At 64.1% G+C, this 15,142-nt stretch carries 13 protein-coding genes; 3 read left to right on the forward strand and 10 right to left on the reverse strand.

Annotated elements, in window-relative coordinates:
* Nucleotides 1-78 precede the first annotated feature (78 nt).
* The 3 genes from JTF07_RS01110 to JTF07_RS01120 form a co-directional block, all read right to left on the reverse strand.
* Nucleotides 79-1,368, reverse strand: coding sequence for an alpha/beta fold hydrolase (locus JTF07_RS01110; protein WP_204232507.1), 1,290 nt, complete (start codon nt 1,366-1,368; stop codon nt 79-81).
* Nucleotides 1,369-1,370: 2 nt separating this feature from the next.
* Nucleotides 1,371-2,783, reverse strand: a complete 1,413-nt coding sequence (gene gltX / locus JTF07_RS01115; RefSeq protein ID WP_252199431.1) for a glutamate--tRNA ligase — start codon at nt 2,781-2,783, stop codon at nt 1,371-1,373.
* Between the two features lie 148 nt (nt 2,784-2,931).
* On the reverse strand, nt 2,932-3,738 hold the full coding sequence (locus tag JTF07_RS01120; RefSeq protein WP_204232509.1) for a fumarylacetoacetate hydrolase family protein: 807 nt from the start codon (nt 3,736-3,738) through the stop codon (nt 2,932-2,934).
* A gap of 73 nt (nt 3,739-3,811) precedes the next feature.
* On the opposite strand from JTF07_RS01120, the gene JTF07_RS01125 reads away from it, so the two are divergent.
* From JTF07_RS01125 to JTF07_RS01135, 3 genes are all read left to right on the forward strand, one after another.
* A complete protein-coding gene (locus JTF07_RS01125) occupies nt 3,812-6,598 on the forward strand; it encodes an ATP-dependent RNA helicase (RefSeq protein ID WP_204232510.1) in 2,787 nt (928 codons plus the stop codon).
* On the forward strand, nt 6,595-7,566 hold the full coding sequence (locus tag JTF07_RS01130) for a 3-methyladenine DNA glycosylase (protein ID WP_353843841.1): 972 nt from the start codon (nt 6,595-6,597) through the stop codon (nt 7,564-7,566). Before JTF07_RS01125 ends, JTF07_RS01130 begins: the two co-directional genes overlap by 4 nt.
* A 68-nt stretch (nt 7,567-7,634) precedes the next feature.
* Complete coding sequence (locus JTF07_RS01135; RefSeq protein ID WP_204232511.1) at nt 7,635-8,687, forward strand: zinc-binding dehydrogenase; 1,053 nt, start codon at nt 7,635-7,637, stop codon at nt 8,685-8,687.
* A gap of 64 nt (nt 8,688-8,751) precedes the next feature.
* Here the strand turns inward: JTF07_RS01135 and JTF07_RS01140 are convergent, their stop codons facing one another.
* The 7 genes from JTF07_RS01140 to JTF07_RS01170 all read right to left on the reverse strand — a co-directional run bounded on the left by JTF07_RS01140 (nt 8,752) and on the right by JTF07_RS01170 (nt 15,117).
* A complete protein-coding gene (locus JTF07_RS01140; RefSeq protein ID WP_204232512.1) occupies nt 8,752-9,186 on the reverse strand; it encodes an HIT family protein in 435 nt (144 codons plus the stop codon).
* Nucleotides 9,187-9,201: 15 nt separating this feature from the next.
* A complete protein-coding gene (locus JTF07_RS01145; protein ID WP_204232513.1) occupies nt 9,202-9,780 on the reverse strand; it encodes a maltokinase N-terminal cap-like domain-containing protein in 579 nt (192 codons plus the stop codon).
* 1 nt (nt 9,781) lies between these two features.
* Complete coding sequence (gene thyX / locus JTF07_RS01150; protein ID WP_204232514.1) at nt 9,782-10,567, reverse strand: FAD-dependent thymidylate synthase; 786 nt, start codon at nt 10,565-10,567, stop codon at nt 9,782-9,784.
* A gap of 264 nt (nt 10,568-10,831) precedes the next feature.
* Complete coding sequence (locus JTF07_RS01155; protein ID WP_252199217.1) at nt 10,832-11,260, reverse strand: Type 1 glutamine amidotransferase-like domain-containing protein; 429 nt, start codon at nt 11,258-11,260, stop codon at nt 10,832-10,834.
* Nucleotides 11,221-11,721: a hypothetical protein gene (locus tag JTF07_RS01160; RefSeq protein WP_204232515.1), complete on the reverse strand. Its 501-nt coding sequence runs from the start codon at nt 11,719-11,721 to the stop codon at nt 11,221-11,223. Before JTF07_RS01160 ends, JTF07_RS01155 begins: the two co-directional genes overlap by 40 nt.
* Nucleotides 11,718-12,806 carry a lipoate-protein ligase small subunit gene (gene lplB / locus JTF07_RS01165; protein ID WP_204232516.1) on the reverse strand — a complete coding sequence of 363 codons (1,089 nt, stop codon included), beginning with the start codon at nt 12,804-12,806 and terminating at the stop codon, nt 11,718-11,720. The genes JTF07_RS01160 and lplB overlap by 4 nt, the downstream gene beginning before the upstream one ends.
* Before the next feature lie 46 nt (nt 12,807-12,852).
* Entirely contained in the window at nt 12,853-15,117 is a 2,265-nt protein-coding gene (locus JTF07_RS01170; RefSeq protein ID WP_204232517.1) for a prolyl oligopeptidase family serine peptidase, read from the reverse strand.
* Nucleotides 15,118-15,142: the final 25 nt, after the last annotated feature.

Below are 15,142 nucleotides of genomic sequence, written 5' to 3' on the forward strand. Positions count from 1 at the left end.
GTGTGACCTTCTTAACACCGCTTCTCGCGAGAACGATTTGCCTCTCACTCGAACGATGTGCCACCTGCACGAACGAATTCACGCCCGCGCCAGGGAGATGAGACGATCGAGCACCCGGTATCCGTCTGCACGCAGTCCGTTGTGCTCGTACTCATTCGTCACCCATGGCTTCACCCCATCGAGAAGGTCCGCTGTAGCCAGTGAGTACTCCGGAGGAACGTAGGCGTCCTCGAAGTACACCGCTGCGCCTCCGCGCACGTTTGAGGACCGGAGCGCATCAACGTCGTAGAGCCTGGGCCATTCGTGCTGTGCCACGAGCTGGGCCACTTCGGCGAAGGGGGCAAGCTCCGGATCCTCGGCAAGTGACTCGGGCCCTGCGTGCTCGCCTGCCAAAAGGGTCGGATCGGCTTCGACGTCCGCAGGCATTGCCCTCCGAGCTGCCCAGTCGGTGACCGAGCCGTCGGCCCAGCAGGACTCGTGGACCACGGCGTAGAGCGGATTTCGTCCTGAGAACGGCAGTGCGGCAGCCAGATCATGACGGAATGCCGCCGAGGCGGGGTCCAGGTCCAGCAGGTAGTGCAGCTTCTCAGGTCCGTCAGAGGCTCCGAGGAAGTGCCCGAGGAGCCGGATGCGCTCCGTCGTGGCGCGGGCTCCGCCGGGCAGTGCGATGCCCCCATCGGCCTCGGCGAGGTCGATGACCCGGGCGAGCTTGTCGCGGTCACCGGGGAACGCTCGGTAGAACTGCTCCGACTTCCGCTTCATGCCTTCCCACGTCGTGGCATACACGGTGGCGGGGTCGGTTCCTATCGCCGGCAGTCCGCCGGTGAAGTAGACCTCGTTCAGCGATTCCGAATGCGCGGAGACATACCGCAGGGCGGTGAATCCTCCGAACGACTGACCCAGCAGCGACCACGAGTCGACTCCCAACCCGCGGCGCAGGATCTCAGCGTCCTCGACGATCGAATCGGCACGGTAGTGGCTCAGCGCCGCAGCGATGTCTGCAGGAGCCTCGCCGACTCCGTCGAGACCGGTGATGCGTCCGTCCACGGAGCCGATGGGGCTCGATCTCCCGGTTCCGCGCTGGTCGAGCATGACGACTTGGAAGTCCTCGAGTGCTCGCGCCAACCAGGTGGACTCGCCGACGGGGGCGGTGGGCCTGAGTGCTTCGACACCTGGACCGCCCTGCAGGAACACGAGGTACGGCTTGGTGCTGTCCGCCTCGGTCGCGGTGATCCGGGCGAAGACCTCGATGTGCGCCGAGGCGACCGCGGACAGCCCCGCTGGCCCACCGAAGTGGTCGAGCGGGGCTTCGAAGGTCACGTCCTTCAGGTGCAGTCCCCCACGCGTCCAGGCCGCCTGTTTGAACATCGTCACAGCTGGGCTGCCAGCGCCCGCAGGCGAGTCAGTGACGAGTCCTTACCGAGGATCTCCATGGACTCGAACAGAGGTGGTGAGACCTTGCGTCCGGACACGGCCACGCGCAGCGGACCGAAGGCCAGTCGAGGCTTGATCTCCATCTCGGTGACCAGTTTGACCTGAAGCGTTTCGTGCAGCGTGTCCGTCGTCCAGTCATCGACTCCTTCGAGGACCTCGATCGAGGCGGCGAGCACCTCGGGAGCCGAATCCTTCAGGGTCTTCAGGCCGTCCTCGGCCATGGTCAGCTCGGCATCGGGAGTGAACAGGAATGCGAGCAGGTCAGGAGCTTCGCCGAGGAGGTTCATCCTCGTCTGCACGAGCGGAGCCGCATGGCTGAGGATCTCCAGCTGAGCCTCCGATGGCTTCTCCGGGAGCACCTCGGCGGCCTGGAGATAGGGCACCAGACGGTCACGGAAGTCGCTGACGTCGAGGAGCCGGATGTGGTCGGCGTTGATCGACGTCGCCTTCTTCACATCGAAGCGGGCGGGGTTGGGCAGAACGTCGTGGACGTCGAAGGCCTCAACGAACTCCTTGACGCTGAAGACGTCTCGGTCGGGCCCGATGGACCAGCCGAGCAGGGCCAAGTAGTTGATGATGCCTTCGGGAATGAAGCCGTTGTCGCGGTGGAGGAACAGGTTGGATTCCGGATCGCGCTTGGACAGTTTCTTGTTGCCATCGCCCATCACATAGGGCAGGTGACCGAACTCGGGGGTAGCCTCGGCGACGCCGATGTCCTTGAGCGCCTCGTAGAGCACGACCTGACGTGGGGTCGAGGACAGCAGGTCCTCACCGCGCAGCACATGGGTGATGCCCATGAGGGCGTCGTCGACGGGGTTGACCAGGGTGTACAGCGGCTGGCCGTTCGCTCGGACGACGACGTAGTCGGGAATGGTGCCTGCACGGAAAGTGATCTCTCCGCGCACCAGGTCGGTGAAGGTGACGTCCTCGGCCGGCATGCGCACACGCCAGACGGGTTCGCGGCCTTCGGCCTTGAAACCGGCGATCTGCTCGGCGGTGAGGTCCCGGTCGTAGCCGTCATAGCCGAGCTTGGGGTCGCGGCCTGCGGCCTTGTGCCTGGCTTCGACCTCGTCGTTGGTCGAGTAGGACTGGTAGATGTGTCCGGCGGCCTTGAGCTTCTCGATCACGCCGGCGTAGATGTCGCCGCGCTGGGACTGGCGGTAGGGTCCGTCGGGTCCGCCGACGTCGATGCCTTCATCCCAGTCGAGGCCGAGCCACTTCATGGCCTCGAGGACCTGGCCGAAGCTCTCCTCGGTGTCACGGGCGGCGTCGGTGTCCTCGATGCGGAAGACGAACTTTCCGCCGGTGTGCTTCGCATACGCCCAGTTGAACAGGGCGGTGCGGACCATACCGACGTGCGGGGTGCCGGTGGGTGATGGGCAGAAACGAACTTTGACGCTCACTGTGATCCTTCGGTCTCTGGTGCTGCGAGTTGTGCGGCTGCTGCGTTGTGGGGCTGCTGCTTGGTGGGGCTTGAGCTGGTGATGTGTGCTGGGCTCAGGCGTCCATGACCATGTTGGTGAGGACTCCGAGCCCGTCGATGGCGATATCGACACGGTTTCCGGCGACGATCTGACCCACACCAGCGGGAGTGCCGGTGAGGAGGACGTCTCCGGGCAGCAAGGTGATCGTTTCGGACAGGTGCTCGATGATCGTCGGGATGTCGAAGATGAAATCGGCGGTTGTGCCGTCCTGCTTCAGATCCCCGTCGACCCAGGACCGGATGGAGAGGTCATCGACATCGAGTTCGGTCTCGATCCATGGTCCAAGTGGGCTCGAGGTGTCGAAGCCCTTCGCCCGGGTCCATTGATTGTCCGACTTCTGGATGTCCCGCAGTGTGACATCGTTGCTCGCGGTGTAGCCGAGGACGTAGTCGAAGGCGTTCTCTGCCTTCACACCTTTGGCGACGCGGCCGATGATGACGGCCAGCTCTGCTTCGTAGGACACGTATTCGCTGATGGCGGGCAGTCGGATCGGGTCTCCGGGGCCGATGACCGAGGTGTTGGGCTTGAAGAAGGTCAGCGGGCGCACGGGCACCTCATTGCCGAGCTCGGCGGCGTGGTCGGCGAAGTTGCGGCCGACGCCGATGACCTTCGACCGCGGCAGGATCGGGCTGAGCAGACGAACATCGTCGAACTTCAGCCGCTCCCCCGTCGACTGGGCCGGAGCGAAGAACGGGTCCTGGTCGAGAACGGCGAGGCTGAGGCCGGACGTGTCCCACGTGCCGTCCTCAATCTGCGGCACGTCGCCTTCGACGACTCCGTATTTGGGTTCATCCTGGTGCACAAATCTGGCAATACGCATGTGCCCCAGTCTAGTCAGTCGCTTGAGTCCCTGGCACACGGGCTTTCCGGCTGTCGGCTGAGACACTGGGGGCATGCCCGATTCTCGACCCTTCGACCTGCAGACCATCTCTGCGGGCCTGCCCGCTGCTGCGCTCATCGACCAGTTGGCGCACTCCTCTGTCGGCAGCTTCCCCCGTCTGGTCGTCGAAGCCCCGCCAGGAACCGGCAAGACCACTTTGGTGCCCCCGCTCATCGCCGAGCACCTGTCCGCGAGTCTGACAGGGCCCGCTGGTTCATCCGCTGACCTGGGGCGCATCATCGTCACTCAGCCAAGACGCATGGCGGCTCGAGCAGCGGCCAGGCGACTGGCGACGCTGACGGGGACCCGCCTCGGCGAGGACATCGGGTTCACGGTTCGCGGCGAATCGCGGACCTCGGCGCACACGCGAATCGAGTTCGTGACCACTGGAGTTCTGCTGAGCAGGCTCCTGCGCGACCCCGAGTTGGCAGGGGTCTCAGCGGTCATCCTCGATGAAGTGCACGAACGGCAGCTGGACACCGATCTGACGTTCGCGCTGTGCCGAGAGCTCATCGATCTGCGTGAGGACCTTGGTCTCGTCGTCATGTCGGCAACCCTTGATGCCAGGATGTGGGCGAGACGCTTGGGCTCCGGAGACAACACTGTCGGAGACAGCACCGCCGGAGACTTCTGTGACGGGATCTCCTCCGACGAAGATGGGGAGCCTGCGGTGATGCTCTCAGTCGCCGCCGAGGTCCATCCCCTCGACGTCAGATGGGCACCGGCGAAACAGCGACCACTGGATGCACGCGGGGTGACCTGGGACTTCCTCGACCACGTGGCGCGAACAGCCGTCGATGCCCTGTCTCGGCACGACAGTGGCGACGTGCTCGTTTTCGCCCCCGGTGCCCGGGAAGTCGAGGAGATCGCTTCACGGATCACCCGGTCACTTCACACCGGCGCGGGCACAGAAGTCCACACTCTGCTCGGACGCACTCCGGCCAAGGATCAGGATGCGATCCTGCGCCCCCATCCCGCCGAGGCTGGCCATCGTCGCGTGATTGTGTCGACCTCGGTCGCGGAGTCAGCTCTGACAGTTCCCGGAGTGAGCATCGTCGTCGACTCGGGGCTGGCCAGAGGTCCACGGTTGGACACTCGTCGCGGAATGTCGGGGCTGGTCACGACCCGCGAGTCCAAGGCCTCGGGAACCCAGCGTGGTGGTCGTGCCTCACGGCTGGGCCCGGGCACTGTCTATCGCTGCCTGTCCGAACCGGATTGGGCGAGTCTGCCCGAGCACACGCCGGCAGAAATTGCGACCTCCGATCTCACTTCGGCGGTCCTGACCCTCGCGGTGTGGGGCGGCGACACGGACCTGCTGCCGGATCCGATGCCAGAGGGCCCGCACCGCCTGGCCATAGAGAATCTCGTGGCCCTCGGGGCGATCGAGGTCGCAGAATCCGCAGAGTCGACGGGCGGTGAAAGCAGGGCGAGCGCCGAGGCTGGGGCCTTCGAGGACGCCGCTGTCACCGTGACGGAGCTGGGGCAGGCCATCGCTCGTATTCCCGCCTCTGTGTGGTCGGCGCGAGGCCTCTTCGACGGAGCCGCAATGCTGTCCCCGACCGCGGCAGCCGAGGCGATAGCTGTGATCGAATCCGACCACCGTGCTCCTGGCGCCGATCTCGTGGCCACACTGCGCGAACTGCGGCGCAGCAAGGACAGGCGGTTCATCCACGATGTGAAGCGCTTCGCGGGCCTGGCCACGGAGTTCTCGGATCCGCCCGGCGCTGCCGCACGCGACGCAGCAGTCAACCAAGCGCAAGGCCACAGCCCAGTACGGGGTGGTTCCCTGCGCCCCGATGATCTGGGTCTCGTGGTGGCGCTTGCCTACCCGCTGCAGATCGGACGGCTGCGCAGTTCCTCTGCTTCCGAGTATCTGCTGGCATCCGGCACGGCGGCGTCCCTGCCCCGGAACTCGTCCCTGCAGGGCAGCCCGTGGTTGGCGATCTCCGATGTCGGACTCTCGGGCGGTCGCGCCGTGATCAGGGCTGCTGTGGTCATCGACGAGGACACCGCTGAACTGGCAGGCGCCGGACTGATGGCGACCGAGGAGACTGCGACCTTCGAACACGGGAAGGTGCGTGCGGTGCGACGGACCCGCCTCGGCGGCATAGAACTCACTGCCACGCCGATCAAGGCGAGCCCGGATCTTGCTCGGTCGGCGATCGCAGCGTCTGTGCGCCAGCGCGGGGCCCGCGAGATTCTGCGACCCAGCGAGGCATTCGAAGAGCTGCGGTCACGATTGGGGCTGCTGCATGCCGTCTATGGGGCTCCGTGGCCGGACGTGCGCTGGTCGCGGCTGTCCCAGACTCTGATCGACTGGTGCCCGGCGGCCCTGGATCGGATCGCACGAGGGGCGGACCCGGGCAAGGTCGATCTGGTGTCGGCGCTGCGGACGCTCCTGCCCTGGCCGCAGGCGGCCCGGCTCGAGGAGTTGGTGCCGGTGAGCATCGAGGTGCCCAGCGGTTCACGGATCCGCCTCGACTACCCTGATCCCGACCTGGTGGATTCGGATTCCGAGTATGAGCAGGGACCGGTTCTCGCGGTCAGGCTCCAGGAGTGCTTCGGTTGGCAGACGGCTCCGAGCGTGTGTGAGGGCCGGGTTCCTGTGGTTGTCCACCTGCTGTCCCCCGCCCGCCGACCGTTGGCGGTCACCAGTGATCTCGCATCCTTCTGGGCAAATGCGTATTCCCACGTCAGAGCGGAGAACCGCGGACGGTATCCGAAGCATTCATGGCCCGAGGATCCGCTGACGGCACCCCCGCTGCGCGGGACCAAACGGTCTGGGACAATGAAGGGGTGACCTCCACCGCCTCTCTGACAGCCGACAGCACCGACGCACTCGGTGCTGCCGATGGGGTTGCCAGTGGTGCTGCCGAAGGAACCGGTGCTGCGATCAGCGCGTCCAGGTGGCGTGCGCTGCGTGATCATCACGCAACCCGGATCGCAGAGAGGACCGATGCGCACCTCGCCCGGCGGTTCAAAGGCGAGAAGCACCCGGTCGAAGACTTCCTATTCACCTACTATCCGTTCAAAGCGGGTCAGTTGGCCAAGTGGAATCCCGGCCCCGGCGTGCGGCTCGAACTGGCCAATGACGCCGACCGGTCCTATTTCGACCGTCGCTGGTACCAAACGAACCCTGCTGGCACGATCGCCGAGGTCGATGTCGAAGCCTGGCGCGAAGACCGGGGCGATGGAGCGAAGTTCATCGCCTCACTGCTCCAGTCGACCCTCCACCGTGAGGCGAATTTCGGGTGCTTCGGCATCCACGAATGGGCGATGGTCTACAAACTCAGCGAAGAGCAGCGCCGCCACCAGCAGGTGCCGTTGCGCCTGAGCCACGCGGCCACCGATGCCGTCGTCGAGAGCCACCGGATCCAGTGCTCGCACCACGATGCCTTCCGTTTCTTCACCGAACCCGCCCGGCCCCGCAACACCCTGCAACCCACCCGCGAGTCCATGGTGGCCAACGAACAGCCCGGCTGTCTGCACGCGGGAATGGACCTGTACAAATGGGCGATGAAGATCGGCCCCATCGCCCCCTCCGACCTCGTCGTCGACTGCTTCGATCTGGCGCTCGACATCCGCACCCTCGATATGGAGGCCTCGCCCTACGATCTGCGCGGATGGGGCTACGGTGTCGTCGCCATCGAAACCGCCGCGGGCAAGACCGAGTACATGGTCCGGCAGAAAACTTTCTCCGTACGTGCCCAGGCTCTGCGGCAGCGACTGCTTGACGCTCTGAGCCACGTCGGAATCCACGCCCGGTAGAGCTCGTCGGCCGGCACACAGTGTGGACCGCGCTGTGCAGCAGGAACGCCTCTGCATAGGATCGATGTGTGCGCGCAATCGTCTATGAAGAATTCTCTGTCCTCCCTCAGCTGAGAGACATCGAGCCTCCCTCCACCCCCAGTTCTGGTGTCGTCATCGACGTCGAAGCCACCGGAGTGTGCCGCAGCGACCATCACGCCTGGTCAGGCCACGATTCGACGATCACACTGCCCCACGTGCCCGGGCACGAGCTGGTCGGACGCATCGCCTCGGCGGGACACAAGGTCACGAAATTCCACACCGGCCAGCGTGTGACTGTGCCCTTCGTGTGCGGCTGCGGTCGCTGCCGGTGGTGCGTGAGCGGGAACGCACAGGTGTGTCCCGATCAGACTCAGCCCGGGTTCACCCACTTCGGTTCCTGGGCAGATCAGGTGGTCATCCACAACGCCGATGCCAACCTCGTCGCTGTCCCAGACGATCTCCCCGCCTCGGCGATGGTGGGACTGGGCTGCCGATTCGCCACCGCCTTCCACGGACTGCGCGTGCGGGCGAACCTTCACGAGGGTGAGACGGTTGCCGTCTTCGGCTGCGGCGGAGTCGGCCTGTCTGCGATCATGATCGCCCGTGCCATCGGTGCTCGGGTCGTCGCGGTCGACGTCAGCGATGCTGCGCTTGACCGGGCACGTGAGCATGGAGCCTCGCACACGGTCAACGCCACCGGTAAGAACCCGGACGAACTCTCCGCCGAGGTGATCGCGCAGTTCTCGGATCGATGCCCCGATGGTGTGGCGGTGAGCGTGGATGCCCTCGGCCGTGAGGACACGATCACTGCCGCGATCGCCTCGCTGGCGCCCTTGGGTCGGCACGTTCAGATCGGACTGCTGGCCGCGCCACCTGTCGTCGACGTGGGACGTGTCATCGGTCTCGAGCTCAGCGTGCTGGGTTCCCACGGGATGGCCGCGGCCGAATACCCGGAGATGCTCGACCTCGTCGTCGAGGGCAAGCTGCGCCCGCAGGATCTGGTCACGAACATCATCGGACTTCAGGACACGCCTGCAGCCATGGAGGCTCTGGGCTCGAACACCGGTTCGGGGATGACGATCATCGACCTCAATCGGTGAAAACGGGTCGTTGAGCCAGTGGATTCTCGTCGTCGACCCAGTGCATTCCGGCCGCTGCGTTGGCTCAGCGATCTTCCAGCGCCGACCTCATCGACGCTGCCAGGTCCTCGTTCAGCTCGGCGTCACCGCGGACACCGGGTGCGAACGGCAGCCTGAGCCGGTCCTTGCCCTTGTCGCGGTAACGCGGAATGACGTGCATATGGAAGTGGAACACCGACTGCCAGGCGTCCTTGCCGCAGCAGTTGAGCAGGTTGACTCCATCGGCACCCCAGACGTCGAAGACCTGTTTCGCGATGCGCTGCGATTCGATCGCCACGTCGGCAAGGTCAGCGGGCGGGATGTCGCACAGATCGGTGCTGTGACTTTTCGGGACGACGAGCAGATGCCCGTCGGAGCCCGGCTGGATGTCCATGAACGCGAAGGTCGTATCCGTCTCAGCGACCTTCGCGCTCGGCACGTCACCTGCGACGATCCCGCAGAACAGGCAGTCCTGACTCATCGACGCATCAGCCCGTCACACCATGACGGCGAGGACGACCGCGGACTCCTGCCCCGACCAGCGGCCCAAGAGCAGTCCCGCATCAGATCCCTCAGCCGGAGAGTCGAGATTGAGCTCATACAGCACCTGTACGTCTTCGGCACCGGCCAGCGGACCCGTGCCCCAGGCATGAGCCACATCGGTGATCTCTTCGATTCTGTTGCCCTCATCGTCGACGCGGTACTGCTTCGCAGACGTTCCAGCGGTGGCGATCGTGTGGTCCAGTCGCTGCCGGAAGAGAGGATCGCCCATCCCGGCGTAGACCCAGCGCTTGCCGAGGATGGAATGTTCCATGGTGGCGATCAGGTGCTTGTCGGCACCTGACAACTCTGCGCCGCGGTAGGTCAGGGGCACCTGGAAGACACGGTCACCGGCGGCGACGATGTGGATCTCGGCTCCAACCTTGCCTTCCGGATCATCCAACCGGTAGGAAGTGACCTTCTGCAGCGAGTCGGGAGCCACATCGGCCCCGGCTGCCCACGCCTGCTTGGTCAGCCAGGCAGAGATGACGTCGAGTTTCCCGGGGTTGAGTTCGGCGTTGTAGATGTCAGCCATGTCATGCCTTTCGGGTCCCGGGGATCCATTCCCCGTCGACCACTTCATAGTCGGAGAAGATCGCTGGGGCCTCTTCGAGCATGGCCTCACCGATCTTATTGAACACCAGTCGGATCTCTTCCTCAGCGCCCTTGGCGGTGCGCATCTCGATGACGTGACGCAGGGAGCGGAGGTTGGCGGTGTAGACGATGCCAGTGGCCAGGCCCTCTGGAGCGAAGCGACGCATGAAGGAAGTCATGTGCTTCTTATGGGAGAACTTGGTGCTGGCTTCGTCGAGTTCGAAGTGCTCGGCCATCCACTTCTGGTGCTCTTCGAGCGTGTCGAGGACCGTGAGCGAGCGTTCCATGAGTTCCGAGTCCTCACGCGCCCATTCGGGGAACCAGAACGGAATGTCGGCCAGGCGGACGTAGCGCAGGGATTCCTGCGAGAACGCTGATCCTGCACGGTGGCGGATCAGTTCGTGTGTGAGCACTCGCGAGACGTTGTGCAGCACGAAGGTGAAGTTCGCGTGTTCGAGCACCGAACCATGCTGGGAGGCGATGACGTTGCCCAGGTACTGGGCCGAATCCGTGCGCACGCGGGACACGTTCGGGTTCAGTCCCGGCTCCCACGAGCGGTAGCACATGCGCCCGGAGAACTCGAGCAGATCCTCGGCGTCGGGAGAATCGGCCTCTTCGACTCGATCCGCCCAGGTAGTTCCGCCCACCTCGTCGAGGTATGTCCTCATCGATTCCCAGTCGATGCTGGGTTTTGCGAGCAGTTCTACGGACGGTTCGACCTGGCGCATGGCTCTCCTTGTGCAGGGTATGGCTTGATTGATTCCCAATCCTACAGACCAGATCGCCGAGGTGGTCCGACGGTCCGTGCCGAATGTTTCCAGACACCGTCATCGCCTGCGAAAAGGCGAACTGTCAGGAGGGCTGTTCCGCCGGCGAGGAAGGGGATACGGCGCTGGCTGGGGAGGGGCATGCGGCGCTGGCAGACGAAGGGTACGCGGCGCCGCGCGGCTGCCGCTGAGCGAAGGCGTGTGCCTCCGTCTGCTGCTCACCCTTCATCGCAGCACCTGTCTGGGCACAGTGCCGGCGTGGGTGTGGGTGCTGTTCGCAGGATCGTTGTCGACGCCGGCGTCGAGTCGTGTTTCGCCTCGGCCGTCAACGACGTAGGCGTGTGCCTCAAATTTCTCCGCAATCACCGAGGTGGCTCTGGAGTTGTCGAAGACGACCGCAGCATGGTCATCGATGGCAAGCCCGGGTCCCGGAAGCTGGCCGGCTTCGATCCATGTTCGGAAAGTCTCAACCCGCCCGGGTTCACCGTGATAGTGCGGACAGGCGCTTCCGGGGATGAGTCCGAAGCCGTCGTTCAGCGGAGCCAGGGGCCCGAATGAATCTGTCGACGAGGCCTCGAACCAGCAGTTGGCACCGGGTGTCAGAGCATCATCCTTCATCGCCCTGTGGGCCCGTGAGGTCGTCTGCTCTGCCATTGGTCTCGGGCTTCCCGCCCCGTTCGGCCAGCCTTCACCAATGCCACGACGGCGCCGATTCCGAAGAACAGGAAGCCGATTGCTGCGACGACGAGCACCACGATCTGATGACCGTTCGCCCCGTAGGTCAGCGCTGATAAGAGTGTGAAGATGAACAGGAGTCCCATCCCGAGCCCCATCAGCAGCGCCACCCACAGGGTGAGCACGAAGGTGGTCCGGGAATTGGAGCCCCTGCGCATCAGGATGCCGCCGAAGAGACAGGCACCGAAGAAGACCAGACACACCAGGCCGATCAAGCGGAGAACGCCGACGAACATACACAGCAGCGAGACCGCCACGAACACGGCCGAGACGATGATGAGCACGGTTCCCTGCCATCGCTCCCGGCGTTGCGCTTCCACGGCAAGGGCCATCGCTTGGGCCTGCCACCAGGGGCCTTGATCGCCTGGGGACACACTCATGGCACCCGGTGTGTCCACTTCTCGGTGCCGAACTTCTCGTCAACCAAGGCCTGAGCCTTGTCCAGTTCGTCGGCGGTGAAAGTGTCGAAGCTTGCCCCATAGCGGTCGGCGAAGGTGTTGGCCATGACGTCGATGATGTCCTTGCGGGCTTCACCGGTCTGGCTGCGGAGGGGGTCGACGCGCTTCTTGGCACTCGCGACTCCCTTGTCAGAGATCTTCGCCTCACCGATACGCAGGACTTCGACCATCTTGTCGGCGTCGATGTCATAGCTCATCGTCGCGTGGTGGAGCAGAGTGCCATCGCGCAGTCTCTTCTGTGCCGCACCGCCGATCTTGCCACCGGTAGAGGAGATGTCATTGATCGGTTTGTAGAAGGCTTCGACACCGAGGCTCTTCAGCGCTGCCAGCACCCATTGGTCGAGGAAGACGTAGGACTCCTCGTAGTCGAGGCCGGCGACCAGCGATGGCGGCACGAACATCGAATAGGTGATGCAGTTCCCGCCTTCCATGAACATCGCTCCCCCGCCGGAGATGCGACGCACAACCTGTACGCCGTACTTCTCTATGCCTTCTGGGCGGAGTTCGTTGACATACGACTGGAAGGCACCGATCACTGTGGCGGTGTCGTCCCACTCCCAGAATCGCAGCGTCGGTTTCCGGCGTCCCGCCGCCACCTCCTCCAGCAGCACCTGGTCGAGAGCGACATTGACCTGCGTGGGCAGCACCTGGCCGCGGATGACCTGCCAGTCGAAGTCGGTGAAGTTCGCCGCCGACCCCAGAGCACGGCGGACGACGGTGGCGATGTCCGAGGTGGAGAATCCGTGCATCGCCAGTTCAGAGCCGTACCCGGCAAGTGCCGCATCGAGGCGCTGCCGCAGATTCGCGTTGTCGGCGATGACGCTGGCGCCCACAAGAGCTGGGGCAAGGTCGAAATAGGCCTCTTCGGGTTCGAGGAAGAAGTCACCGGAGATTTTGATCTCGGTGATGTGCTTCCCATCGGTCTCCACATCGGCGACAACAAGCTTCCCGCCGATGACCTTGTATTCGGCGTGAAAACGCTCGGGTTCGTGCATGTCGTTCGTCATGTCTCCAAACCTACTCTCGGGGCCTTCTTCGAGGCTGTGAACTTGATCACTCGCCGGTCAGTGAGTTCCACAGGAACCGGTAGCTCAGGGCCCGGGTGAATGCCGCCTGTCTGTTGTCCGATGCCGCTGAGTGTCCCCCTTCCGTGTCTTCGAAGAACCACACATCCGAGATTCCGCGATCCTGCATCCGCGCGGCCATCTTCCGTGCCTGCACCGGTCCGACACGATCATCAGAGGTTGCCGTCCAGAACAGAACGGGCGGATAGTCTGCGCCGTCTTCGAGCAGATGATAGGGCGAGAACTTCTGGATGAACGCCCAGTCCTCGGCCACATCTGGGTCACCGTATTCGGCCTTCCACGAATAGCCAGCACTCAGTCTGGTGTAGCGGCGCATGTCCAGAAGAGGCACCCCGCACGAGATCGCTCCGAAGAGCTCGGGGTGCTGCGTGAGCATGTTCCCCACCAGCAGCCCACCGTTCGATCCGCCGGCACAGGCCAGTTTCGACGGGCTCGTCACCCCACGTGTGATGAGGTCCCGGGCAACGGCAGCATAGTCCTCATAGGCTCGCATCCGGTTCTCCCGCATCGCCGAGGTGTGCCACCGTGGCCCGTATTCTCCACCGCCGCGGATGTTGGCGAGAACATAGACCCCGCGACGTCCTGCGGGAATCGGTGCCTCGGCGGTCTCATCGGCCTGCCGATCGGCGGGATCCTGTCGGGTTGCAGTCGTCGTGCGACCCAACCATCCGATGCCCATGACTGGGGAGTAGACCGGGGTCCGGCTGACTTCGAAACCTCCGTAACCGTCCAGGAGGGTCGGGTTGCTCCCATCGAGCACCAGCGTGCTGTCGGCGATCTGGAAGTAGGGGATCTTCGTCCCGTCCTCGCTGGTGGCGAAGTGCTGTTCCACACTCAACCCGTCGCTGGGAAAGAGTGCTGGTGCCGACTTGATGACGACGGGCTCACTGTCACGTTTCGAAGATAGCAGGCTCCCATACGACAGGGTCGATGGAGTCAGAAACCCCGTACTCACCAGCCAATAGTCGTTGGCGCTCGCGTCATCATGCTTGTCGACGGCTACCAACCCGACCATGTGATTGGCGGGGACTCCTGGCAGGGAAGACGACGAGAAGTCGTCATTCGGGTCAAGAACTGTCAGTTGCGACTGCACATCGGTCAGCAGCTCGAGGATCAGGTAGTCCCGTGTCCACGTCCATGACTGCAGGGCCGTGTGCTCATCCGGGGTGAAGATGACGGTCGGTGCGATTGTTCCGGCCTTCACCTCGGCGATGTCAGCGACGGCCAGACCTCCGGCCGGGACCGAGAGTTCATCATGAATCCACTCTGATTGGGGACGGAAGAGGACGTGGTCCCTTTCGAGCCCGACTTCCACATCGGTCGGCACCTCGACGACGGTCCAGTTGTTCTCCCATGCCGAGGCGACGGTTGAGACGGACCCCGACTCATCGGTGACTGCATCGAGGTCGATGAAGCTGAGCTGCGTATTGAAGAAGTCGATGGCATCGATGGCGAACGCCCTGTCAGTGACATCGGCCGCTGTCGATCCCACATCGCTGCCCACGAAGATAGCGACGTGCTCGCGGGGCACTTCGGCGACGATCGGGGCATCGGAGATGGCCTGTCCGCGTGTGAGGACACGTGCCTGACGCGGATAGGACGATGTGGTCAGTGAGTCTTCGCCGGTATCGGTGGCGACGATGATCGTGTCGTCGTCCAACCACGCGAAGCGAGTCTTCGCCGAGGGCAGGTCGAAGCCGCCGTCGACGAAGGTCTTGGTCACCAGGTCGAATTCGCGCACCCGGTGGGCGTCGCCACCGTCGGGAGACAGTGAGACGAGCGCTCGGGAATCGTCCGAACGACGCACCGACGCTCCGGCCCATACCCAGGCCGTCTCCTCAGTTGTCCCGAGTTCGTCGAGATCGATGAGGATCTCCCACTCGGGGGAATCCGAGACGAAGCTGTCCCATGTGGTTCGCCTCCACAGGCCTTTGGGATTGTTGGAGTCACGCCAGAAGTTGAAGTAGTGCTCACCGCGTTTGGCCACCATCGGGATCTTGCCCTCGGAGTCCAAGGCTGTCCGAATCTCTCCAGCGATGGAGTCAAACAGGTCGTCCTGGAACCGGGAGATGGTCTTCGCGTTCTGGTCCTTGACCCAGCCCATCTGTGCGTCACCGTGGATGTCTTCGAGCCACAGGTTCTCGTCGTGTGGCATCGGGGCAGTGTTCTGCGACTCCGTGGCCGTGGTGGAGGTTTCGGTCTTCTGATTGTCTGACGGAGCTTCTTTGCGCATGCCACCATCCTAGTGAACGGTTCGG

Origin of the sequence: Brevibacterium sp. RIT 803, assembly GCF_016892625.1 — a bacterium.
In the GTDB taxonomy this organism is placed as follows: domain Bacteria; phylum Actinomycetota; class Actinomycetes; order Actinomycetales; family Brevibacteriaceae; genus Brevibacterium.